The sequence below is a fragment of the Aminobacter sp. P9b genome (genome assembly GCF_045345995.1).
In the GTDB taxonomy this organism is placed as follows: Bacteria; Pseudomonadota; Alphaproteobacteria; order Rhizobiales; family Rhizobiaceae; genus Aminobacter; species Aminobacter niigataensis.
Map to the genome: position 1 here is coordinate 1,878,049 of NZ_CP150082.1, position 23,211 is coordinate 1,901,259.

General features: G+C 61.8%; 17 protein-coding genes. 8 read left to right on the plus strand and 9 right to left on the minus strand.

All coding sequences use genetic code 11. The annotated features are described in order from the left end of the window. Positions 1-225: 225 nt before the first annotated feature. From WHT83_RS09285 to WHT83_RS09300, 4 genes are all read right to left on the minus strand, one after another. A complete protein-coding gene (locus WHT83_RS09285; RefSeq protein WP_108609310.1) occupies positions 226-1,905 on the minus strand; it encodes a formate--tetrahydrofolate ligase in 1,680 nt (559 codons plus the stop codon). 55 nt (positions 1,906-1,960) lie between these two features. Further along, positions 1,961-2,854, minus strand: coding sequence for a bifunctional methylenetetrahydrofolate dehydrogenase/methenyltetrahydrofolate cyclohydrolase FolD (gene folD / locus WHT83_RS09290; protein ID WP_183264786.1), 894 nt, complete (start codon positions 2,852-2,854; stop codon positions 1,961-1,963). A 281-nt stretch (positions 2,855-3,135) separates the two neighbouring features. Beyond that, positions 3,136-4,845 (minus strand): APC family permease, encoded by a 1,710-nt coding sequence (locus WHT83_RS09295; protein ID WP_108609309.1) that lies wholly within the window; start codon positions 4,843-4,845, stop codon positions 3,136-3,138. Positions 4,846-4,925: 80 nt separating this feature from the next. After that, positions 4,926-6,635 carry an APC family permease gene (locus WHT83_RS09300; RefSeq protein WP_406873605.1) on the minus strand — a complete coding sequence of 570 codons (1,710 nt, stop codon included), beginning with the start codon at positions 6,633-6,635 and terminating at the stop codon, positions 4,926-4,928. A gap of 422 nt (positions 6,636-7,057) precedes the next feature. On the opposite strand from WHT83_RS09300, the gene WHT83_RS09305 reads away from it, so the two are divergent. After that, positions 7,058-7,756 carry a response regulator transcription factor gene (locus WHT83_RS09305; protein WP_108609307.1) on the plus strand — a complete coding sequence of 233 codons (699 nt, stop codon included), beginning with the start codon at positions 7,058-7,060 and terminating at the stop codon, positions 7,754-7,756. Positions 7,757-8,209: 453 nt separating this feature from the next. On the opposite strand, the gene WHT83_RS09310 is transcribed toward WHT83_RS09305, so the two are convergent. After that, positions 8,210-9,577 carry an NAD(P)/FAD-dependent oxidoreductase gene (locus WHT83_RS09310; RefSeq protein ID WP_108609306.1) on the minus strand — a complete coding sequence of 456 codons (1,368 nt, stop codon included), beginning with the start codon at positions 9,575-9,577 and terminating at the stop codon, positions 8,210-8,212. Between the two features lie 165 nt (positions 9,578-9,742). Between WHT83_RS09310 and WHT83_RS09315 the strand changes: the two genes are divergently transcribed. Then, complete coding sequence (locus WHT83_RS09315; RefSeq protein ID WP_406873606.1) at positions 9,743-11,056, plus strand: ABC transporter substrate-binding protein; 1,314 nt, start codon at positions 9,743-9,745, stop codon at positions 11,054-11,056. Here the strand turns inward: WHT83_RS09315 and WHT83_RS09320 are convergent. Then, entirely contained in the window at positions 11,039-11,764 is a 726-nt protein-coding gene (locus WHT83_RS09320) for a FadR/GntR family transcriptional regulator (RefSeq protein ID WP_108610042.1), read from the minus strand. The two genes, WHT83_RS09315 and WHT83_RS09320, sit on opposite strands and share 18 nt — an antisense overlap. Before the next feature lie 305 nt (positions 11,765-12,069). On the opposite strand from WHT83_RS09320, the gene WHT83_RS09325 reads away from it, so the two are divergent. Together WHT83_RS09325 and WHT83_RS09330 are read left to right on the plus strand one after the other, a co-directional pair. Next, positions 12,070-14,433 (plus strand): DUF1989 domain-containing protein, encoded by a 2,364-nt coding sequence (locus WHT83_RS09325; protein ID WP_406873607.1) that lies wholly within the window; start codon positions 12,070-12,072, stop codon positions 14,431-14,433. Between the two features lie 106 nt (positions 14,434-14,539). Beyond that, positions 14,540-15,301 carry a hypothetical protein gene (locus WHT83_RS09330; protein WP_406873608.1) on the plus strand — a complete coding sequence of 254 codons (762 nt, stop codon included), beginning with the start codon at positions 14,540-14,542 and terminating at the stop codon, positions 15,299-15,301. Between the two features lie 12 nt (positions 15,302-15,313). Here WHT83_RS09330 and WHT83_RS09335 read toward each other — a convergent pair whose 3' ends face one another. Next, on the minus strand, positions 15,314-17,389 hold the full coding sequence (locus WHT83_RS09335) for a putative bifunctional diguanylate cyclase/phosphodiesterase (RefSeq protein WP_406873609.1): 2,076 nt from the start codon (positions 17,387-17,389) through the stop codon (positions 15,314-15,316). A gap of 317 nt (positions 17,390-17,706) precedes the next feature. Between WHT83_RS09335 and WHT83_RS09340 the strand changes: the two genes are divergently transcribed. Genes WHT83_RS09340 through WHT83_RS09350 form a run of 3 tightly spaced genes read left to right on the plus strand, consistent with a single transcriptional unit; the run spans position 17,707 to position 18,724 of the window. After that, positions 17,707-18,246 (plus strand): hypothetical protein, encoded by a 540-nt coding sequence (locus tag WHT83_RS09340; RefSeq protein ID WP_406873610.1) that lies wholly within the window; start codon positions 17,707-17,709, stop codon positions 18,244-18,246. Positions 18,247-18,305: 59 nt separating this feature from the next. Next, positions 18,306-18,431, plus strand: a complete 126-nt coding sequence (locus tag WHT83_RS09345) for a superinfection immunity protein (RefSeq protein ID WP_406873611.1) — start codon at positions 18,306-18,308, stop codon at positions 18,429-18,431. A gap of 44 nt (positions 18,432-18,475) precedes the next feature. Continuing rightward, the gene (locus tag WHT83_RS09350; RefSeq protein ID WP_406873612.1) at positions 18,476-18,724 is read left to right on the plus strand and encodes an SHOCT domain-containing protein; all 249 of its coding nucleotides are present in this window, start codon (positions 18,476-18,478) and stop codon (positions 18,722-18,724) included. A gap of 230 nt (positions 18,725-18,954) precedes the next feature. Here the strand turns inward: WHT83_RS09350 and WHT83_RS09355 are convergent, their stop codons facing one another. Both WHT83_RS09355 and WHT83_RS09360 read right to left on the minus strand, forming a co-directional pair. Then, on the minus strand, positions 18,955-20,145 hold the full coding sequence (locus tag WHT83_RS09355) for an aminomethyltransferase family protein (protein ID WP_406873613.1): 1,191 nt from the start codon (positions 20,143-20,145) through the stop codon (positions 18,955-18,957). 64 nt (positions 20,146-20,209) lie between these two features. Next, positions 20,210-21,121: a methylenetetrahydrofolate reductase gene (locus WHT83_RS09360; RefSeq protein WP_406873614.1), complete on the minus strand. Its 912-nt coding sequence runs from the start codon at positions 21,119-21,121 to the stop codon at positions 20,210-20,212. A 384-nt stretch (positions 21,122-21,505) separates the two neighbouring features. Here WHT83_RS09360 and WHT83_RS09365 point away from each other — a divergent pair, with 384 nt between their 5' ends. Next, positions 21,506-23,119, plus strand: a complete 1,614-nt coding sequence (locus WHT83_RS09365) for an APC family permease (RefSeq protein ID WP_406873615.1) — start codon at positions 21,506-21,508, stop codon at positions 23,117-23,119. Positions 23,120-23,211 lie beyond the last annotated feature (92 nt).

The window sequence follows — 23,211 nt, forward strand, 5'->3', positions numbered from 1 at the left end:
CAATATCCAAGTGCAAGAATTTTTACTGATAGGCAACTTTTAATAGGCCTTTCAGCATGCGCCGGATGGTGGTCCGGCATGGCCCGCCCTGGCTTGGGCGTTTCTTGCCGGCGCCCATCCGCGATTGAAAAAAAAGGCCCGGCACGATGTGCCAGGCCTTGAAGGGCGCTCCGGGCCTGGGGGACAGGAGGGGTGGAAAGGAGCGCCTTGGGAGAGAGATTTATCTCAGAACAGGCCTTCGATCTGACCTGCCTCGTTGAGGAAGATCTTTTCCGACGACGGCGCCTTGGGCAGGCCGGGCATGGTCATGATCTCACCGCAGATGGCAACGATGAAGCCGGCACCGGCCGACAGCCTGACCTCGCGCACCGACACGACATGGCCGGTGGGCGCGCCGCGCAGGTTGGGATCGGTCGAGAACGAGTACTGGGTCTTGGCCATGCACACCGGCAGGTGGCCGTAGCCGGCGGCTTCCCAGGCATGGAGCTGGTCACGCACCGACTTGTCGGCGATCGCCTCCGAGCCGCGGTAGATGCGCTTGACGATGGTGTCGATCTTGTCGAACAGCTTCATGTCGTCGGGATAGAGCGGGGCGAACTGCGAGGCGCCGCTCTCGGCGAGGCTGACCACCTTGTGGGCGAGCTCCTCGATGCCGGCCGAACCATGGGCCCAGTGCTTGCAGACGATGGCTTCTTCGCCCATCGCCGCGACATACTCCTTCATCGCCGCGATCTCGGCGTCGGTGTCGGAGTAGAAGTGGTTGATCGCCACCACCGCCGGCACGCCGAACTGCTTGACGTTTTCGATGTGGCGGCCAAGGTTGGCGCAGCCCTTCTTCACCGCCTCGACGTTTTCCTTGCCGAGGTCTTCCTTCTTGACGCCGCCGTTCATCTTCATGGCGCGGACGGTGGCGACGATGACCGCCGCGGCGGGCTTGAGGCCAGCCTTGCGGCACTTGATGTCGAAGAACTTCTCGGCGCCGAGATCGGCACCGAAGCCGGCTTCGGTGACGACATAGTCGGCGAGCTTCAGCGCGGTCGTGGTGGCGACCACCGAGTTGCAGCCGTGCGCGATGTTGGCGAACGGGCCGCCATGGACGAAGGCGGGGTTGTTTTCCAGCGTCTGCACCAGGTTCGGCTGGACCGCGTCCTTGAGCAGCACGGCCATGGCGCCGTCGGCCTTGAGGTCGCGGGCATAGACGGCGCTCTTGTCGCGGCGGTAGGCGACGATGATGTCGCCGAGGCGCTTTTCGAGATCCTTGAGGTCGGTCGCCAGGCACAGGATCGCCATGACTTCCGAGGCAACCGTGATGTCGAAGCCGGCTTCACGCGGGAAACCGTTGGCGACGCCGCCGAGCGAGCAGTTGATCTCGCGCAGGGCGCGGTCGTTCATGTCCATGACGCGGCGCCAGACGACGCGGCGGGTGTCGATGTTGAGCTCGTTGCCCCAGTAGATGTGGTTGTCGATCAGGGCCGACAAAAGGTTGTGGGCGGTGGTGATGGCGTGGAAGTCGCCGGTGAAGTGGAGGTTCATGTCCTCCATCGGCACGACCTGGGCATAACCGCCGCCCGCTGCACCGCCCTTGACGCCGAAGTTGGGTCCGAGCGAGGCTTCGCGGATGCAGACCACGGCCTTCTTGCCGATGCGGTTGAGGCCGTCGCCGAGACCGACGGTGGTGGTGGTCTTGCCTTCGCCGGCCGGCGTCGGGTTGATCGCGGTGACCAGGATCAGCTTGCCGTCCTTGTTCTTGCGCGCATTGGCGATGAACTCGGCCGAGATCTTGGCCTTGTCGTGGCCGTAGGGCAGCAGATGCTCGGTCGGAATGCCGATCTTGGCGCCGATCTCCTGGATCTGTTTCTTCTTGGCGCCACGCGCGATCTCGATATCGGTCTTAAATTCGGCCATGACTCTCTTCCCTTGAGGTTGGTTCGATTTCGACGGAGCCGGTAAGGCTCCCGGATTAAAAACGAGGTGCTGCCTGACCTGCCGCGCGGAAGGCCGAGACGACGGTGTTGGCCATCAAAAGTGCGATCGTCATCGGGCCGACGCCGCCCGGTACCGGCGTGATGGCGCCGGCCTGTTCGGCCGCACTGGCATAGTCGACATCGCCGACCAGCTTCGACTTGCCGTTGGCGCCGCCGTCGAGGCGGTTGATGCCGACGTCGATGACCGTTGCGCCCGGCTTGACCCAGTCGCCCTTGATCATCTCGGGGCGACCGACGGCCGCAACCAGGATGTCGGCGCTGCGGCACAGCGCCGGCAGGTCCTTGGTCCGGCTGTGGGCAACGGTGACAGTGGCGTTGGCGTTGAGCAGAAGATTGGCCATCGGCTTGCCGACGATGTTGGAGCGCCCGACCACGACGGCGTTGAGGCCCGACAGGTCGCGGCCAAGCGCACGCTCGATCAGCAACATCGAGCCTGCCGGCGTGCAGGGCACGAAGGCGGTATCGAGTTCGCCGGTGCCGAGCTTGCCGACATTGGTGAAATGGAAACCGTCGACATCCTTGTCGGCGGCAATCGTCTGGATGATCTTGCCGGCATCGATGTGGTTCGGCAGCGGCAGCTGCACGAGGATGCCGTGGATTGCCGGATCGGCGTTGAGTTTTTCCACCAGCGCCACGAGATCCGATTCGGAGGTGTCGGACGAAAGCGCATGTTCGATCGAGTGGAAGCCGCACTCCTTGGCCTTCTTGCCCTTGGAGGCGACATAGACCTGGCTTGCCGGATCGTGGCCGACGATGACCACCGCGATACCGGGCACGACGCCGGTTTTTGCGATGAGCTGCTCGGCCGCTACCCTGACCTTCGCCACCACATCGGCCGCCACTGCCTTGCCGTCGATTACCGTCGTCATGCTATGCCATTCCTCCCAGGCGAACGCGTCGATACCCACGGCGGGCGCCGTCGATTCGCAGCCCCGGATATCAGATCCGGACAGCTTTTGCGCTGAATTTTCCCGTCTGAATCTATAAAGGCGAGAGGCGTGAAAGTCAACCGTAATGCAAGAATCTTTCATGGAAAGAAATATTAGCCCAGCGCATTTTCCTGCCATGGCTACGGGCCGCGCCGTGCGGCAGCCCCAAAAAGAAAAGGCCGGCTTGCGCCGGCCTCGACCATAGCGACGAGATGTCTCCGTCAGATGACGAAGAACCAGTTGGCGAGCAGCACGACCGCCACGCCTGCAATCAGCGTCAGGTAGGGCAGGATGCCCGCCTTGCGGTTCTTCAGGTCTTCCTGGGTGATGCCGAGGTCGTCGAGCATGTGTGGCGGGAACTTGCCGCCGTCCTGGATGTAGTGGCGATAGCAGAACACCGGGATGATCAGCGCCGCCGCGATGAAGCCGGCATACAGCGCCCAGGGGTTCCAGACCTTGGCGCCTGCGCCCATGAACATGGCATTGACGTAGGACAGCATGGCGCCGACTGCGATCAGGATCGTCGGTGCTTTCCACGGCCGATGGATGTGGCCGTTGTCGATGCGGTGGATCCAGCCCGCGTTCAGGTTGAGGAAGTTGAAGATGATGTAGCCGCAGTTCGACACCGACAGCACGAAGAAGAAGCTGGTGGCGTCGGCCGCCGCGACGGCGAGCAGGAACACGTTGAAGATCAGGTCGGTCCACATGGCGCGCGTCGGTGCGCCATGGCTGTTGACGTGGCTGAGGAACTTGGGCAGCCAGCCGTCGACCGAGCCCTGGTAGAGCGTGCGCGACGAACCGGCCATTGCCGTCATGATCGACAGCATCAGTGCCAGGATCATCAGCATCACCATGATCGAGGTGATGAAGCCGGCGCCGCCGACCATCCGGGCCATGGCTTCGGCAACGCCCGAGCCGTCGACGATCGGCGTGGCCAGCATGCCGTTGAGGCCGAGCACGCCCTGGAAGGTGAACGGCACCAGTGTGTAGAGCGCCAGGCAGAGCAGGCCGGAATAGAAGATCGCCCGCACCGTGTCGCGACCGGGGTTCTTGAACTCCGAGGTGTAGCAGATGGCCGTCTCGAAGGCATAAGCCGACCAGGCGGCGATGAACATGCCGCCGAAGGCCAGGGTCCAGCCGGCGACGTTCCACGCGCCGGGCTCAGGCGAGTAGGCGGCGGCGAGCGGCACCAGCGGCGAATAGTTGTCCCAGTTGATCTGGCCGGTGATGATCGGGACGATGCCGACGATCAGCATCGGCACGATGACGATCAGGCCGATGTATTTCTGCACATTGGCGGTGCCGAGGATGCCGCGGTGCTGGATGGCGAAGGTTATCAGCATCAGGATGACGCCGATGAAGAACACCGAGTTGAGCGAGAAGCTGACCGGGCCGAGCGTGCCGTGATAGAGCGTCCAGGTGCGGATCGCAGGGGTCGCTGCCGCAGTCAGGGCGGTCACAGCGTCAGCAGCGCTCGTGCCGACATTGGCTGCCATGTACTGCAGCACCTCGGGCGAGGTTTCGGTGAAGCCGGGGATCGGCGCCAGCGCGTTGAGGATATAGGCCGCCGCAATTGAACAGCCCAGCGACAGCACCGGCGTCCAGGCGAGCCAGTTGCACCACACCGACAGCGGCGCGATGAATTTGGAATAGCGCAGCCATGCAGTCGCGCCATAGACCGAGGCGCCACCCGACTTGGACGGGAACAGCCCGGCGATCTCGGCATAGGTGAAAGACTGGATCAGGCCGAGGATGATCGAGGCCGTCCAGATCAGGAAGGCGATGTTGCCGGTGGTGCCGGCGATGCCGCCGATCGAGAACAGGACGAGGGCCGGCACGCCGCTGGCCACCCAGAAGGCGCCGCGCCAGTCGATTGTTCGTTGAAGCTGGCCGTCACCGGCGTCGCTGTGACTTGCTGTCGTTGTGCTCATTGTCGTTCCCCGTCTTGTTCAAAAAGGCCCCGCGCCTCCCAGCGCGGGACCGTGTCTGCGTTGTTGTTGGGTTCAGCGTGTCAGAGCACGAAGAACCAGTTGGATATCAGAACCACGGCGAGACCGGCGATCAGCGTCACGTAGGGCAGGATGCCGGCCTTCCTCTTGCGCAGGTCGGCCTCGTGCATGCCGAGATCGTCGAGCATGTGCGCCGGGAACTTGCCGCCGTCCTGGATGTAGTGGCGGTAGCAGAACACCGGGATGATCAGGGCCACGGTGAACAGGCCAGCCCAAAGAGCCATCGGGTTCCACACCTTGGCGCCAGCGCCCATGAACGCGGCATTGACGAAGGCGAAGATCGTGCCCAGTGCCAGCAGCCAGGTCGGGGCCTTCCACGGACGGTGGATGTGGCCGTTGTCGATGCGGTGGATCCAGCCGGCGTTTAGGTTCAGGAAGTTGAACATGATGTAGCCGCAGTTGGCGACGGCGAGGATGAAGAAGAAGCTCGTCGCGTCCGTGGCGGCGATCGCCAGCAGGAAGAGGTTGAAGATCAGGTCGGTCCACATGGCGCGGGTCGGTGCGCCATGCTCGTTGACGTGGCTGAGATACTTGGGCAGCCAGCCGTCGACCGAACCCTGGTAGAGGGTGCGCGACGAACCGGCCATGGCGGTCATGATCGCGAGCAGCAGCGCCAGGATCATCAGCATGACGAGCAGGGTCTTCACCAGCGCGCCGCCACCGACCATCGTGGCCATGGCGTCGGCGACGCCCGAACCGTCGACGATCGGGGTTGCCAGCATGCCGTTGATGCCGAGCACGCCCTGAAAGGTGAAGGGCACCAGGATGTAGAGCAGCATGCACAGCAGGCCGGAGTAGAAGATGGCCTTGAAGGTGTCGGTAGCCGGATTCTTGAACTCGCGGGTATAGCAGACCGCGGTCTCGAAGCCGTAGGTCGACCAGGCGGCGATGAACATGCCGCCGAGCGCCAGCGTCCAGCCGGCGGTGTTCCACGAACCGGGCTCGGGCGCATAGGCTGCGGCCAGCGGCACCAGCGGCGAATAATTGTCCCAGTTGATCTGCCCGGTGATGATCGGCACGACGCCGACGATCAGCAGCGGGATGATGACCAGCATGCCGACGATCTTCTGCACGCTTGCCGTGCCGAGGATGCCGCGGTGCTGGATGGCGAAGGTCATCAGCATCAGGATCGCGCCGATCCAGAAGGTGGCGTTGAGCGAGAAGCCGACCGGGCCCAGCGTGTGGCTGTAGAGCGTCCAGGTGCGGATACCGGGCGTGCCGGCGGCGGTGACCGCAGCGAGCGCGTCAGCGGCGCTCGTGCCGACATTGGCTGCCAGGTACTGCAGCACCTCGGGCGAGGTTTCGGTGAAGCCCGGGATCGGCGCCAGCGCGTTGAGGATATAGGCGGCAGCGATGGTGCAGCCGAGCGACAGCACCGGCGTCCAGGCGAACCAGTTGCACCACACCGACAGCGGTGCGACGAACTTCGAATAGCGCAGCCAGGCGGTGGCGCCATAGACCGAGGCACCGCCCGACTTGTTCGGGAACAGGCCGGCGATCTCGGCGTAGGTGAACGACTGGATGAAGCCCATGAGGATGGACAGGGTCCAGATCAGGAAGGCGATGTTGCCTGTGGTGCCGGCGATGCCGCCGATCGAGAACAGAACGAGCGGCGGCACGCCGCTGGCCACCCAGAAGGCGCCTCGCCAGTCGATTGTCCTGTGAAGTTGACCGGCGGATTCCGCCGGACTGATGTCCGTTACAGCGCTCATTTGCTCAGTTCCCCATGGATTGAGAATGCCCGTCGCCCACGCCGGCATTTCCCGGTTTCGTGGTACGGCGGCAGTTTCCGCTAAGGCTTCTTTTTTTCCTCAAAGTGAAGTTTGTCTGAATTCGATGCGCCGTCAAGCCATTTTGTCGCAGCGCTGGTGGAAACTTCGATCCACGCTCCCCATGTCATAAGGTTGGCCAGTACGCGCGTATCTTTCCGGCCAGGCAAACCCCACCCGAAGGGGTAGTGCGGTGGTTTTTCGGCCGTTCGCCGGCTACCAGGACGGCTCCGCTCCTATTTTGCCTAATATACTGGAATGAAAAAATCATTCATGTTATGAATTGAAGCTAAGGCCGAAAATAGATCGACCTGACACAGGAGACGTCGGCAAGAGGTGGGCGCACGAACATAGGCGGGAGGAACATGAACGCCGAATGGAAGGGTCAGCGCCAGGGCATCGGGATTGAGGTGGTGCCAGTGGCAAGAGACAGCAAGTTCAAGATATTGATCGCCGAGCGAAACCCGCTGGTGGTCGCGGCACTTGGCGACATGATCGCGCGCGACGGCCGCTTCGAGCTCGTCGACAGCGTGCCGACCGGCAAGGCCTTTCTCCAGGCGGCTTCCGAGCCAGATCAATCGTTCGATTTGGCGGTGCTCGGCTGGAAGTTGTCCGATATGGACAGTGGCGAGGTGCTGGCCGAAATGCAGCGGCGTTCGCTGCACGCCCGTGTCGTGGTCTTCTCCAATGACCATGACATATCGATCCTCAAGCAGTGCGTCCGCCTTGGCGTCCAAGGCTTCTGCTATCAGTTCGACGACCCGGCGATCCTGTTCGATACGCTGGTGGCGGTGGCGCACGGCCGCATCTGCATCCCTTATGTCGACGTGTCCAAGATCAACGACACGCCGCTGTCGCGTTTGACCACGCGCGAGCGCGAGCTGCTTTCGGTATTGGCGGATGGCTGGACCAATCTGCAGATCGCGGCGCGCACCGGGATCTCGGAAAATACGGTCAAATACCATCTCAAGAATCTTTACGACAAACTCGACGTCCGCAACCGGGCGATGGCCGTGGCTCTCTACGCCAGCGAAAAGAACCGCGGTCCGAGCGTGAACGCCTAGCCGGACGATTTTTCGGTTTTTCGGAACGGGTCGTGCCTTTCGAGGCCGGCCCGTTTTTGTTTGACCGTGCCTTTCAGCGGCAGGAACCGCCTTCTGAAGTCGGCGCTGCTCGCAGGCCCTTTCGGCCCTTACTGCCTCGCTTCGCTCCTCCGGCGAGCTCAGGGCCACTCTCCGCCATTTCGTGGATGCTGGGAGACCGCAGCCCCAGCCGAGATTGGCGTTTCCTCTCCCTCGCGAGGGCAGAAGTGGTTCGCGCAGCGAACCAGTGAGAGAGATAAAACCCCGAGATCTGCGCTAACTGAATTTCACCTTGAGGAAAGCCACAAGGCCGAGGCTCGTCGCCCGGTCCTCACGCAGCCTTGGCCGCTGCGATGCCCCGTGAAAGCAAAATGCCGCCCCGGTCGGGGCGGCATTGCATGTCACTCAAGCAGGGCGCGGTCGTGGGACCGTAAATTACTCTGCTGCGACGGACGAGGCGGTCTGCAGGTACGATTCCAGCGAGTCGTCGAGCGCGTCCTTCCACGGCGTATGATGCGGCGGCGCCATCGTGCCGGTGATGACCGAGCGGTAGGAATGGTTGCGGAACTCCATGATTCCCTTCTTCTTGTGTTCCTTCCACTCGAAGAAGGCCGCGTTGGCGCCGTCCACGTTGAAGCTCGGATAGTCGGTTTCCGCGATCAGTTCCTTGACGTAGTCGCCCTGGTATTCGATCGCGTCATGGGTGTCCTTGCCGGCATCCTCGCGAGCAACGCGGTCCTGCACGTCGGCGACCATCTCCTGCTTGGTGGCAGGCAGCTTGACGCGGCCGAGGATCACGTCGCGTGCCCACCAGGCCTGCGCGTCGAACATGTTGAAGGTGAACCACTGGTCCTGCATGCCGATATAGAACATCGCCGGATTGTGGACGTAGGCGACGCCCTTGTAGAGGTCGGCGGTCGCCAGGCGGTTGGCGGTCCTGAGGCGCAGGTCGTCAGGCAGGAACGGGAAGTGGTGCTTGTAGCCAGTGCACAGGATGATGGCGTCGATGCGCTTGGTCGACCCGTCCTTGAAGGTGGCGGTGTTGATTTCGACCTTCTCCAGCAGCGGCCTCTCTTCCCAGTTGTCGGGCCATTTGAAGCCCATCGGCGCGGTGCGGTAGGAGTTGGTGACCGACTTGGCGCCATACTTCCAGCATTGCGAGCCGATGTCCTCGGCCGAGTAGCTGGTGCCGATGAGCAGGACGTCCTTGCCGGCGAACTCGCGGGCGTCGCGGAAGTCGTGGGCGTGAAGGATGCGGCCGTTGAAGCGGTCGAAGCCGGGGAATTCGGGAACGTTCGGGGTCGAGAAATGGCCCGAGGCGACGATGACGTTGTCGAATTCCTCGGAGTAGCAGTGATCCTTCGGCAGGTCCTGCACGGTGACGGTGAATTTCTTGGTCTCTTCGTTCCAGGTCACCATGCGCACGGCGGTCTCGAAACGGATCCATTTGCGGACGCCGGCCTTGTTCACGCGGCCTTCGATGTAGTCGAAGAGAACAGCGCGCGGCGGATAGGAGGCGATCTGCTTGCCGAAATGCTCTTCGAAGGAATAGTCGGCGAACTCGAGGCCCTCCTTGGGGCCGTTCGACCAGAGATAGCGGTACATGGAACCATGAACGGGCTCGCCATACTGATCGAGGCCGGTGCGCCAGGTGTAGTTCCAAAGGCCACCCCAGTTGGCCTGCTTTTCGAAGCAGACGATTTCCGGGATTTCTGCGCCCTTTTCCGCGGCCGACTGGAATGCTCTCAGCTGGGCCAGACCCGACGGTCCGGCTCCGATCACGGCGACACGCTTAGCTGTCATGGTTTCCTCCTATTTTGGTATAGACCAAATTTGGCTTATTGGTTCCTCTGGTCCAGAGTATATTGACGGCCGTTATACCAATTTGTCAACGATGAGTTTCCTGTGAGGAACAAAAATTTCGCCCCATGAGGATGAAGCTCCCAGGTTTTGATGATACTTACAGCCATGCAGAATTCCAGCTTTGCCCATCATCTTGCGGTTTCCAGCGTCCTGCCGCGGCTTTCCGTCGGCATGCCGAATGCGGTGAATGTCGGGTTCCTGGCCCCGCTCAGCGGACAGGTCGAGTCATGGGGCTTGCCCGGATTGCATGGCTGCCGGATCTGGGAGGACTGGCTCAACAAGACCGGCGGGTTGCTGATCAACGGGCGGCGCTATCCGATCAAGATCGTCGAATATGACTGCGACTACGACGCCGGACGGGCCGAGGCGGGCGCGCGCCATCTAGTGGAGCAGCATGACATCAAGCTGCTGATGATGCTGGGCGGAGATACGATTGCGCCGATACGGGATTACCTGACCCAGCGCAAAGTCCTGACCTCAACGCTGCTGCCCAGCGACCTGTCGCCGGATACGCCTTATCTGATCGCACCCAGCGAACTGCATCCGATCTACAATGTGACGGGAGTGGACTGGCTGGCCAAGGCAAAGCCAGAGCTTCGGACTGTCGCGATATGCAGCCAGTCGGATGCGCTTGGCCTGCCCTCGCTAGCGACGTATCGCGCAGCCTTCAAAGCGGCCAATGTGGGGATTGCCAAGGAAATCCAGTACGATCCTGGCACCACCGATGCTGCCGGAATCGTGCAGCCGATGCTGGATTCGACCCCTGATATCCTGTGCTGGTGCACCAGCTATACGCCCATGGTCCATGCCATGACCGAATATGCGCATGCGCAAGGCTTCAAGGGGCAGATCATCTCCTGCACGCTGGACTATTACGACCAGCTCGTGGCCCGGACATCTGTCGAATTCATGGAAGGTTTCGTCTTCCAGTTCCCGGATTTCGACGATGAAAAGCTGACGGACAAGACGTTTTTCTTCAATCAGCCAAAGGGCTTCTTCGACGAGTACAACCACCGCTTCCCCGGCACCTGGACCGCGGTGAGCTGGGAGTATGTCGCCATCCTGGATATCTGGCATGCGGCGGTTGAAAAGTGCAACAGCGTCAATCCTCTACCAGTCTTGGCGGCCATGAAGCAGCTTGGACATGTCACCCACGCGTTCGGTCCGGCTCATTGGTGGGGCGAGAGCATGTTCGGGATCGACAACGCGCTGGTCGGAGACTGGCCGGTGGTGACGCTGAAGAACGGCAAGGCGAAAATTGCTGCTTTCGGCTCGATCCCGCGCTGGCTGAAGCGCCATGGCGGCCTTCTCAAGCAGGAAATGTCGGATCTGGGACAGCTTTGGGACCAGCGCCTGCAATCGAGCGGGAATGGAACCGCCTTGCAGGCACGGACACCGGAGTCAGTCCTGCAGAAATAATTTCTGCTCCTCGACCAGGTGCAGCTTGATGAACTCGACGGCTCGCTCCACGTCGCGAGAGGCAATCGCATTGAACAGCGCGTTGTAGCGCTGTTGGTACTCGAGGATCCGTTTCGGGGACAGATGCCGGCGAAGGAGCGTCGTACGAAAGCTCACCCGGCAGGCCTCGATCGTCAGATTGTAGCAGGATGCGAGCAGGCGATTGTGCGTTCCTTCGGCAATCTTGCGATAGATTTCCTCTTCGCATTTCACGAAAGCGGCAACGTCGGTATGCACGCTTTCGATCTTAGACATCAGTTGTTCCAGGTCCCACACTTCGCGCGGAGTCATGTTGATGACGGCAAGGCGGACCATTTCAGGCTCAAGGATACCGCGCACCACAAGGTGGTCCAGGGGGCTGGTCTCCATGGCGACCGAGCTCTCGCCGCGCTCCGGCACGTCGTCCGAGCGATAGGTGACGAAACTGCCGCTGCCGGGACGTCGATTGATGACTTTGCGCGCTTCCAGCACATCCAGTGCCTCGCGCACGGTATTGCGGGCTACCCCCAACTCCGAAGCCAACGCCCGCTCAGACGGAAGGCGCGTGTTCAGCGGATACTCCTCCGACGTTATTTTCGCCAACAAGCGATCCAGAACCGTCTGCACAGTCGCCCCCACCGAGTAGGTTGCGATGATCTGAGATGTGAGTTGGTCGGCTTCAGCCTTCATTTCGCGACCCTGCATATCAGTTCTGCCTCATGGCCACGGCGCGAGGCGAAGCCTACCGCAGCACAGTCTAAGTTTGAAATGTTTGTCGAATCCGACCCAGTAGCACGGTTGACGGGGCGGGGACAATCGCTTGACGGGTTAGGGGACGTCAATGGTCCGGACCTCGCCCGACAGGCCGCCCGCGGTCTGTCGCCTCGCCTCATTTTTCAGCTATGCGGCGAAACGAAGCCTTGCTAGGGCGGTAAAATCGAGTATTCTCTAGACTGAAATATTTTTACACACAGGCAAATTTTGACGAGGTGGTGATGACTATCGCAGACTACCCCGCCGTGACCTCCGGCCCGCCGCGGCCGAGTCTCATCCTGCAGCCCGGGCTGCTGTTGCCGGGCATGGAGCGTTACCATGTGCCGGGCTTGGGCGCCGCACTGATCGAGATCGAGGCCGGCGACCGCGTGACGGTGCGCAACCTCGAGGGCGGCCAGCCTTGCGAGCTGGTGGCCTTCGATGCCGCCGGCAAGGCCGATCCCGGCATCCTGGGCACACGCTCGAACAGCGACGCTGCGGGGCTCAAGGCGCTGCTTGTCGACGGCGACGACAGCCTGCAGGCGTTCCGCGCCGGGCTGGCGCGGCGCAAGCTCGAACTCGGCCGTGTCGAGGCCGTGCGCTTCTTCGATGGTGCGACCGCTGCGGGTACCGAAGAAAGCTTCACCGTCACCCGTCCGGGCACGCTGGTGGTCGCTGCCCCCGGTGCTGCGATGGCGATCGACAGCCACGACACCTCGACGCCGCTTGCGGTGATGATCAAGCGCGCGACGATCAGGCCCGCCGGCAAGTCCGACCTGCCCGATCCGCTCGCCGACCCGCTGCTCGACCTCAGGGTCAAGTCGAAGACGGCCGAGTCCTTCTTCGTCAAGGCCGGCGACTACATCCAGATCATCGACGTCGACGGCCGCCAGTGCACCGACTTCCAGTGCTTTTCGGCGCGCAAGCTCGACAAGGGCCGCGACCTTGCCCTCGACGTCACCGCCACCCGCTCGCTGATGGGCCACGCCTATCCGATGCCCGGCCTGCATGCCAAATATTTCGACCAGGATTTCGAGCCGCTGGTCGAGGTCATCCAGGACACCTGCGGCCGGCACGACGCGTTCGCGCTCGCCTGCTACGCCAAATATTACGACGACATCGGCTATCCCGGCCACATCAACTGCTCGGAGAATTTCAACGGCGCACTGACCCCGCATGGCGTCAACGCCCGTGCCGGCTGGATGGCGGTCAACTTCTTCTTCAACACCGGCATCGACGCCCATGGCGTGATGTTCTCCGACGAACCCTGGTCGCGGCCGGGCGACTATGTGCTGCTGAGAGCCCTGACCGACATCGTCTGCGTCTCCTCGGCCTGCCCCGACGACACCACCCCGGCCAATGGCTGGAACCTCACCGACATCCACGTCCGGACCTATTCCGGCCAGCACAAATTCTCGCGCGCGATCGCCAGACGCACGACCCCGGAGGCCGAACCCAAAATGACCCGTGAGACCGCCTTCCATTCAAGCTTTGCCAAGCACACGCGCAACTTCATCGAATACAAGGGCTTCTGGCTGCCGCAGGAATTCGCCAAGGAAGGCCCGATCGAGGAATACTGGGCCTGCCGCCAGAAGGCGGTGGTGATGGATCTTTCCGCCCTGCGCAAGTTCGAGGTGACGGGCCCGGATTCAGAAGCCCTGATGCAGTACACGCTGACCCGCGACGTCAAGAAGCTCGGCGTCGGCCAGGTCGTCTATACCGCGATGTGCTACGAGCACGGCGGCATGATCGACGACGGCACCTTGCTGCGCCTCGGCAAGGACAATTTCCGCTGGATCTGCGGTGACGACTATTCCGGCGTGTGGCTGCGCGAAGTGGCGGAAAAGCTCGGCCTCAAGGTGCTCATCCGCTCCTCGACCGACCAGATGCACAACATCGCCGTGCAGGGCCCCAACAGCCGCGACATCCTCAAGGAGATCGTCTGGACGCCGCCGCACCAGCCGGCCCTGTCCGAGCTCGAATGGTTCCGCTTCACCATCGGCCGCATCGGCGATGCGCAAGGGGTGCCGATCGTGGTCTCGCGCACCGGCTACACCGGCGAGCTCGGCTACGAGGTCTGGTGCCATCCGCGCGACGCCGAAAAGGTCTTCGACGCGGTGTGGGAAGCGGGCCAGCCGCATGGGCTCAAGCCGATGGGCTTTGCCGCGCTCGACATGGTGCGCATCGAGGCCGGGCTGATCTTTGCCAATTACGAGTTCTCCGACCAGACCGACCCGTTCGAGGCCGGCATCGGCTTCACCGTGCCGCTGAAGACCAAGACCGACGACTTCATCGGCCGCGAGGCGCTGATCAGGCGCAAGGACAACCCGATCCACAAGCTGGTCGGCCTCGACATCGACTCCAACGTCGTCGTCGGCCATGGCGACTGCGTCCATATCGGCCGCGCCCAGATCGGCATCGTCACCTCGTCGATGCGCTCGCCGGTGCTCAACAAGAACATCGCGCTCGCCCGCGTCGACGCCACCCACGCCAATGTCGGCACCGAGGTCGAGATCGGCAAGCTCGACGGCCACCAGAAGCGCCTGCCGGCCAGGATCGTGCCTTTCGCCCACTACGATCCCAAGAAGGAAAAGCCACGGTCGTAAATCAACCGCGACTTCGCCGTCATCAATGCAAAAGCCCCGCGACCTGCGGGGCTTTTTGTTTGAGGATTGCGGGAATTGGCTTATTCACGGTCAATAGAGAACACCCTTGGCGCAAGGCAGCATCGTGGAAATATTCTCCTGGTCGCCCATCTTGCTGACGCTTCCCTTTATCGTCGTTGGCATCGTTTCATTTTTCCTGGGTGCGGCGTTCCTCGCGATCTTCGCCAGGCAGGCACAAGGCGACCCTCTATCGATGCCGGTCGCCGCTTTCGTCGGCACCATCACCACGGCCTGGGCGCTGTCGCTCGGTTTCACGGCCGCGGATGTATGGTCGGTCAATGCGCGCGCAAGTGAGGTCGCCAGCGCCGAGCGTTCGTCGATGATGCGGCTTGCCGGCATGGCGAAGCCGGAGGCGCTTGCCTCTGCCGAATTGTTGAATGGCCTACTGGCCTACAAGGGTGCCGTCATTTCGCTGGAATGGCCGAATGCGAACCATTCGCCTGAGCCCGCCGTCGAACAGGCCTTGCAGGACATCCGCCTGGCATTGATCGCGCTGTCGAAGTCAGGCCTTCCTGATCCGATCATTGGCCAGATGGTGCAGGACTTCGACGAATTGCAGGACGCCCGCAACTCGCGCCTGGCCATCGGCGCAGGTTCGGTCAATCAGCTCAAATGGTACCTGGTGCTGTTCCTGACCATGCTTTCGGCGGTGGTCATCGGGGCAGTCCACGCCGACAGGCCGCATGCCGGCAGGAAGGCGATCCTGATCTTCGCCGTCACGGCAAGCGTCAGCCTGTGGATCCTGGCCTTGCATGCCAATCCCTATGTCGGCGTTGCGCAGGTGACATTGGGCGACGCACGCATCTAGCCCCGACTGCCCCTAGGCAGTTCGGGCGACGACAGGTTGGGGAGAGGCGTTGCGCATGGCCAGCCACGCCTCGGCCTGAGCGTCGGGCATCGGAAAGGCTATGCCATAGCCCTGGACTGCGGGGCAGCCCAGCTCCCGCAGGAAGGACAGCTCCCTTTCGGTTTCGGCACCCTCGGCGATGATCGAAATGCCGAGGCCGCGCGCCAGTTCGATGATCGCCTTGACGATCTTGGAGTTGGCCGGGTTCTTGTGGATGTCGCGGATGAAGCGGCGGTCGATCTTCAGCCGGTCGACCTCGTTGGCGCTGATATGCGACAGCGATGCGTAGCCGGTGCCGAAATCGTCCAGTTCCATGCGGATGCCGGCCTTGCGCAGACGCTTCAGCGTCAGCCCGATGCCGCTGTTTTCGTCGTCGAGCATGACCGATTCGACGATTTCCAGCGCCACCAGGCGGTTGGGCAGGCCTTCGGCCTTGAGAAGGCCGAGCAAATGATTGGCGAAGTCGGCCTCGTGTAGCTCCTGGGCAGACACATTGAGCGAGAGCCGGCCGAAATCCAGTCCCATGCGGTGCCATGCGGCGGCCGTGCGTATGGCCTTGGCAAAGATGGAACGGCCGATCGCCGGCATCAGCCCGGCCTTTTCAGCTGCCGGAAGGAACTCGCCGGGCGAAACGTTCCTGCCCATGACCTCCCAGCGCACCAGCGCCTCGACGCCGATCACCTTCCCGGTCTGCAGGGAGACCTGTGGCTGGAAATGGACCGCGAAGGCCTCGGTAGCGATCGCTTCGCGCAGTTCGCGTTCGAGGTTGGCCTTTTCTTCGAACTTGTCGCGCAGCGTCGTGGCAAAGAGCTGATAACCGCCGCGCCCCTCGGCCTTGGCGCGGTAGAGCGCCAGGTCGGCGTTGACGAATAGTTCATCCATCGTGGCGGTGGCGTCGTGGAACAGTGCCACGCCTGCGCTGGCGCTCGGCTTCAGCGAAGCTCCGGCGAACTCCAGCGGCTGCTTGATGCTCGCGGTGATCCGCGCCGCGACTTCGACGGCGGCCGTCTCGGTGCCCACATCGGTCAGGATCACGGTGAATTCGTCGCCGCCAAGGCGCACGCAGACGTCGGATTCGCGAACGCTGGCGACAAGGCGCCGTGCGGTCTCGATCAGCACGGCATCGCCCGCGGCATGGCCGAGCGTGTCGTTGACGGTTTTGAAGTGGTCGAGGTCGAGGTGGATGACGGCGATCGCCTCGCCCTTGCGCCGGGCGGTGGCCAATGCCGTATCCATGTAGTCGTTGAGGAAGGCCCGGTTGTAGAGGCCCGTCAGCGCGTCATGATTGGCGGCGAAGTTCATCTGGTCGCGCGCCCTGAGCAGTTCGCTGGTGCAGGACACGACGCGGCGCACCAGCGGCCGGAAGATCAGCACCGCCTCGGCGACGAGCAGCAGCAAAGTGAGGACAAAGACCGTAAGGTGTATCTTCTCGACCGCCGCGCCCTTTTCGGCAGCTTCCGACGTGAACAGCCGGGTCAGCGTTTCATATTCGCGCCGGGCTTTCTCGGCGACATAAAGCCTGAGCGCGGCGAAATGTGCGATGGCATCGGCAGGCATCTCTGCGGACACCGAGTCGGGCAGCAGCTTGAGATAGGAATTGACCGTGTGCTCGAGGATCCGCGTCGATGCGTCGATCTGGCCGGGAACCTCGGTAAACAGCTTTGTCGCATCCTCCGAAAGCTCGAGCCGGTGAAGCGGTGACCGGGCGTCGGGCGATCCGTTCCGCAGGATGCGCTCGTTGGCGAGGAAACTTTCGAGCGCCGCCTTGAGGTTCTGGCGCGCCTGGGTGCGCAGCCATTGCGCATCGGCCGTATGGGCCTCCGTCGCGCTCAGCAATATCCGCTGCGACAGCATCTGCTGGCGGGCCCCGAGCTCGATCAAGGCGGTCTTCTGCGTGTTCGCCGAGATCACCGAGTTCAACATGAAGAAGCTGGCGGTTGCCAGCGACGCGATCAGGATCAGCGCTGCCACATAAGACGCCCTGGTCTTGTGCATCAAGCCGTCTGCGAGTTTCTCGTGTTCCGTGCTCGCCTGCGCGCTCGCCGACATGTCGACTTTCCCCCGCCAACTTGATCTCAGAAGTTCCCCCGGGCAAGAAAATGCAGAACAATGATGAATTGCGTGTAAATGCGAAGAGTTATGGTCGCGTGGATCAGTAGGTATTTCGCCAGAGAGTCCCGTTTGGCCGTGTTTTGCACGAAGTTGCATGAATGTCAGTGTAGTCCTGCATCAATTGTTGTTGGCAGAACTCGTCGGACATTTTGGTCGCAACCGACCGGACAGCGGGTCGAAGGAGACGGGGTGGGCAGTCTCTTCGCGTCAAAGGGCAGCAGCGGGGCCCGGTCCCGGAGGGTGATCTGGCGTTGATGCTCACCAACCAGCTGCTGCCGCTTGAAACACGGGTTTGGACGGTGGCCTTCGGCAGTGAATGGCGGCCTGCCTCGCAAACCTCACTGGCGAGGTCGTCAGGCGTCATGCCGCCGCCGCTGGCCGCGACAGCCCCGCAGCCGCCTATCGCCGCGCCGCAGGCCGTTGGGGGCTACACGCCGCCCTATGCCGCGCCCAGCGACCTGTGGGCTTACCTGCTCGCCTTGTCGCCGTTGCTGTTCAGCGCGTTAGAGATCCTCTACTATAATCCGTTCGCGCATGCGCCGGGCGACGTCATTCCGGTAGTCGGCTTCTGGATTGGGTTGCTGCTGGCGTGGGCCGACACACGAAACCTCAATCGCAGTCGCCGTAATCCGCAGATGCGGACCATGGTGCCGTTCGTGCTGCTGACCCCCATCGGTTATTTCTGGCGGCGCAGGGCCATCACCAGAACCTCGCTGAAATACCTGTTCATCTGGATCGGCTGCCTAGTGTTTTACGCAGTGGTCCTTGCCGGACTGTCGGATCCGCAAATCTAGCCTCGGTCAAAAGAACCTTCGCCGGACCTGTCGTCGGGCTATCTCATGTGCGGTGGATCGTGGACGCAAGCGAAATCATAGCCGGGCTGATCATACTAGCCGTCATCTACATGATCCCGACCATCGTTGCGTTTTGGCGCGGACACCCGAACCGCTGGGTCATCCTGCTGCTCAACATCTTTTAGGCGGGACCGGCATCGTCTGGTTCGGCTGCCTGATCTGGGCATGCATGGCCGTCCACGTCAGCAACAACCCGAACGGCAGCCACGGCGGCGAATCGGGCCTCAACCTGACCGCCAACGACGTCGTGGCTGTGCGCCTCGTAGGCGGCCTTGTCGGGCCGTCTACGCTGCAACTGGCAAACAGCCCGCCGCCGCCCGACGACGCCCTAGCGCGCCTTGAGCGGCTGAAAAAGCTGCTCGATGACGGCGCAATTGATCAGGGGCAGTTCGAGCGGTTGCGGGACCAGATCGTTTAGTAGGCGGGCGAGTTTCTGACGAACGATCGTCGTCGGTGACCTCCACCGTCTGAGTTGGGAATGACCGCAATGCGCCCAAAACCTGCTTTTGGCGGTTGAACATTTGACCCGATGCTGACCTTGTTGTGCAAGGTTCCATTCTCCTGGATATTCGCGATCGGCCTTTACACTCCGCCAAGCCCCATCGCCAGGACATCGGGCCGGTGGCAACCGGCCCGATGTAGGGCTTATCATTCGGCTGCTGTGCGGACCGGAATGCTCGGCTCGAGGCCGCGCGGGATCTTCTTTTCCTTGTCGTAGAGCGGCATGACGTCGAGCACCGCGCCGTGTGTCTTGCCGTCCCGGCACTGGACCTCGACCGCGGTTCCGGCAGCCATTGTGCTGTCGAGACGAACGATCGCGATGCCCTGTTCGAGATAGGGCGACCAAGAGCCGGCGGTGACGAACCCAACCTTCTTGCCGCCGACCGAGACCGTGCCCAGGCGCAGCGGTTCGCCGCCCTGGCACGTCAGGCCCAACACGCGGTTGGAGCCGGTCGCCTTGGCCAGCGCTTCCTTACCGATAAAGCTGTCCTTGGTGAGATCAACGAAGGCACCAAGGCCGGCTTCGAACGGCGTCATGGTGTCATCCATGTCCGAACCGTTGTTGAGGATGCCACCTTCGATGCGGCGGATATCCATGGTGTCGAGGGCGCAGATCTCCATGCCGTGCGGCTTGCCGGCGGCGAGGAAGCTAGCCCACATTGCCGCGCCGTCGAACTTGCCGCCATTGGGCAGCGTGTAAATCTCGAAGCCCATCTCGTTGGTCCAGCCGGTACGCGACAGGATAACGGGCTGGCCGCCGATAGTTGTGCGGGCGACCGAGAAGAACTTGAACTCGGCCGGCACGCCTGTGTCGCTCAGTTCAGCCAGGATGGACAGCGAAGCCGGGCCCTGGATCTGGGTGACCCAGGAGTCGGGATCGGAAATCTCGACGTCGAGATCCTGCGAATGCGCGACGAACCAGGAGTAGACTGGTCCATCGGCCTGGACATACCAATAGGTGTCCTCTTCAAGGCGCATCAAAACGCCATCGCATAGGATTTTGCCGTTGGGATAGCACAGCAGGCCGTAGCCGGCGCGGCCCGGCCTGATCTTGGCGCAGTCGCGGGTGAACACGCGGTTGCAGAATTTGGCGGCGTCAGGGCCCTTGATCTGGACCGGGCGTTCGCCGGTGTCAAACAGGCCTGCTTTGGTACGCAGTGCCCAATAGCCGTCGAGACGGTCGATCTTCTGCGATACCGGCATCAGGCGATTGTTGTAGACGGTGTATTTGGCGCCATTGGCCATGTGGAACTTGGAGTACGGGCCGGGGATGGTGCCGTAGTCCCAGCCTGGTTCCTCGTGCGCCGAGACGACGAGACGGGTGAGATTGCCTGTCATGATGGTTCCTCCTTTTATGACAAGTGGGTGGTGGGCAGGACGCGCAGCTAGGCTATGCGCGGGGCTAAGATGCCTGGGCGATGCCTGGCTGTTCGGCGGTAGCGTCAATGCTCTGCAGCGAGCGCAGCCATTCGGTGGTGCGTGCGAAACTGCCGAACGGATAGAAATGAACCGAGCGGAACGGCGAAGCGCCGACCTCATTGATGCCTTCGGCCAGTTCGGCCAGCGCATCTTCGGGAGAAAAGGCGGTTGCGAGCTTGAAGGCGCGGCCGAAGTTCTTCGACAGCATGCCCAAAGAGGTGCCGACGCCGCACTCCTTGGCGAAGCGCAGCAGGGTCGTCATCTTGGCCATGCCGGGCAATCCGACATCGACGGCAATGTCCGGCATCGTCTTCTCAACGAAATCGGCGTGCCATGAAAACAGCTTCGCGGTGTCGAACAGGAATTGCGTGGTGATCGACACCTCGATACCAGCCTGGGAGGCATATTCGCATTTGTCGATCAAGGCGCGGCGCAGTTCATCGCGCCTGACGCTTGGGTGACCTTCTGGATGGCCCGCCAGACCAACGGCCCTGATGCCGTGACCTTCCAGCATTCCCGTCTCAAGGACGTCGATGGAAGCAGCATATGGCCCAGCCGGGCGTGCGGTGTCGCCGCCGATCAAAAGCACTTGGCTTACGGCTGCCCTTGAGGTCAGGGCGCCCAGGAAATTCCGCAGCTCATCATGGCTTGCGAACCTGCGAGCCGGAATGTGCGGTACGGCCGTCATTCCCTGTGCGTTGAGTTTCTCGGCAGCGTCGACGATCTCGGTCGTCGATCCCGAAGTATAGGCGATGTAGACCTTGGTTCCGAGGGGAAGATGATCCTGAAAATCGGCATGCTTGGCGACATCCGCCGGAAGCACCTCGATCGAGAAATTCCTGACTAGACTTGATGTCGTCTTGCCATTCGGCCGCGCGAAGAACGCTTGGTTCACTGACTCCTCCCTTTTCGAATTGGACGTCTTGCACATGCCTTCTGATGCAAGAGCAGCCATGAACTAGTATCACGATACGATAAAAGCAAGCTGATTTTGACGGTACACCAAAAATATTAGCGATTGCACATATTCCGTTGGTGCCGGAAAGACGCGCGTATTGTGGTCTATCTAACGGAAAATAAAAGAAAAAATAAAAGTCCACATAGCTGATCGTGATGAATCTTCATGGCTTTGTCGCTTGTTGTAATTAGTACAGTGATACGATAATGGGGAGATGACGGTCAGAGGAGACCGCTCAGGAAATCACTTTCAATTCGCACTGAATCGGTCTTGCCGGCGGTCGCCATGAAGGAATGAGCCGGCCTAGGGAGGAGGAATTCGATGACAGAAATCGCACTGTCGGTCCCCGCAAAGGAGGATCATCGCCTCATTCGGTCGTTGACCTGGGTCGACGCATTCTGGGTGACGAGTGGCGTGCCGGCGCTGGTGTTGTTCACCATAGGTCCGATCGCCGCGACCGCCGGAAACGCATCGGTAGCTGTCTGGACCGCATCTATCGTGATCGGCTTCATTCAGGCTTTCACCTATGGCGAAATCGCCAGCCTGTTTCCCCACAAGTCTGGTGGTGCGTCGGTGTATGGGGCCATTGCCTGGGTTCGTTACAGCAAGTTGCTGGCGCCTATTTCGGTCTGGTGCAATTGGTTCGCCTGGTCGCCGGTGCTTGCCATCGGCGTCAGCCTCGGCGCTGGCTACATTCTGGGACTGCTGTTTCCCGCCGACTCGGTGGTGAACACTTGGCAATTGACGCTTGTCGATCTGGGCTGGCTGCGCACCGGACTGACATTGCGCATCAACTCGACATTCCTGCTTGGCGCTGTGCTGATGCTGGTCGTCTTTGCCATTCAGCATCGGGGAATTCTGTCGACGGCTCGCCTGCAGAAGGTCTTTGCCGTTTCCTCGCTGCTGCCGCTGATCCTCATCGGTGTCGTTCCGCTGATTACCGGGGACGTATTGTCATCGAACTTCACCCCCTTCGTGCCGCTCACCCATGATGTCGCCGGCAATGCCGTCAACGGCACTTGGAACTGGCAAGGCGTGGTGGTGATTGCCGGGTCAATGCTGATGGCGGCGTGGTCGACATACGGTTTCGAGACCGCGGTCTGCTACACGCGCGAGTTCAAGAATCCGGCGACCGACACGTTCAAGGCGCTGCTCTACTCAGGCCTGTTTTGCCTGGCCATCTTCACTGTTGTGCCGCTGGCGTTCCAGGGAACGCTCGGTCTGGAAGCCATGCTGCAGCCGGATATCTACAGCGGCATGGGTGTTGCGAAGGCGATGGCCGGCATGGTCCACGCCGGTGGCGTCATGTTGAACGTCATCGTGGTCATGCTGGTCTGCACGCTGCTGCTGTCGATCATGACCGCAATGGCGGGTTCGTCGCGCACGCTCTATCAGGGCGCCGTCGACGGCTGGCTGCCGCGCTATCTCGACCACGTCAACGAGCATGGCGCGCCGACCAGGGCCATGTGGACAGATCTGGGTTTTAATCTGATCCTGCTGCTGCTCTCCGACATCGTGTTCATCCTGGCAGCGTCCAATGTCGGCTACATCATTTTCATCTTCATGAACCTGAACGCCGGCTGGATTCACCGGATCGATCGCAAGAACTGGGCGCGCCCGTTTCGCGCGCCGAACTGGCTGCTCGGCGCCGGCACCTTCCTTGCCTATGTGAACCTCGTGTTCCTCGGCATGGGCGCCGACATTTGGGGTGGTGGAACACTGCTTACGGGCCTGTTCTTCGCAGCCATGATCCTGCCGGTCTTCGTCTTCCGCCATTACATCCAGGACAAGGGACACTTCCCGGATTCGATGAAGGAAGACATGCACCTGGGGCATGAAGAAGGAGCCAAGACAAAAGCGGGAATCCTGCCTTTTGTGGCCCTTGGCGCCGGGTGCTTGGTCGTTGCCGTCTCGCATTGGCTGGCGACCATCTAGCAAAAATGCGGGCGGAGGCGCGGTGTCTCCGCCCGTGCATTGCGACATCCCGGAACGCAGTTCAATCCAGGTGCGCAATGCGTAATTTCGAG

Bases quoted from the DNA above. Each gene is read 5' to 3' on its own strand.
- WHT83_RS09285 (WP_108609310.1), bottom strand. From the start codon at position 1,905: ATGGCCGAATTTAAGACCGATATCGAGATCGCGCGTGGCGCCAAGAAG.
- folD (WP_183264786.1), bottom strand. From the start codon at position 2,854: ATGACGACGGTAATCGACGGCAAGGCAGTGGCGGCCGATGTGGTGGCG.
- WHT83_RS09295 (WP_108609309.1), bottom strand. From the start codon at position 4,845: ATGAGCACAACGACAGCAAGTCACAGCGACGCCGGTGACGGCCAGCTT.
- WHT83_RS09300 (WP_406873605.1), bottom strand. From the start codon at position 6,635: ATGAGCGCTGTAACGGACATCAGTCCGGCGGAATCCGCCGGTCAACTT.
- WHT83_RS09305 (WP_108609307.1), top strand. From the start codon at position 7,058: ATGAACGCCGAATGGAAGGGTCAGCGCCAGGGCATCGGGATTGAGGTG.
- WHT83_RS09310 (WP_108609306.1), bottom strand. From the start codon at position 9,577: ATGACAGCTAAGCGTGTCGCCGTGATCGGAGCCGGACCGTCGGGTCTG.
- WHT83_RS09315 (WP_406873606.1), top strand. From the start codon at position 9,743: ATGCAGAATTCCAGCTTTGCCCATCATCTTGCGGTTTCCAGCGTCCTG.
- WHT83_RS09320 (WP_108610042.1), bottom strand. From the start codon at position 11,764: ATGAAGGCTGAAGCCGACCAACTCACATCTCAGATCATCGCAACCTAC.
- WHT83_RS09325 (WP_406873607.1), top strand. From the start codon at position 12,070: ATGACTATCGCAGACTACCCCGCCGTGACCTCCGGCCCGCCGCGGCCG.
- WHT83_RS09335 (WP_406873609.1), bottom strand. From the start codon at position 17,389: ATGTCGGCGAGCGCGCAGGCGAGCACGGAACACGAGAAACTCGCAGAC.
- WHT83_RS09340 (WP_406873610.1), top strand. From the start codon at position 17,707: ATGCTCACCAACCAGCTGCTGCCGCTTGAAACACGGGTTTGGACGGTG.
- WHT83_RS09350 (WP_406873612.1), top strand. From the start codon at position 18,476: ATGGCCGTCCACGTCAGCAACAACCCGAACGGCAGCCACGGCGGCGAA.
- WHT83_RS09355 (WP_406873613.1), bottom strand. From the start codon at position 20,145: ATGACAGGCAATCTCACCCGTCTCGTCGTCTCGGCGCACGAGGAACCA.
- WHT83_RS09365 (WP_406873615.1), top strand. From the start codon at position 21,506: ATGACAGAAATCGCACTGTCGGTCCCCGCAAAGGAGGATCATCGCCTC.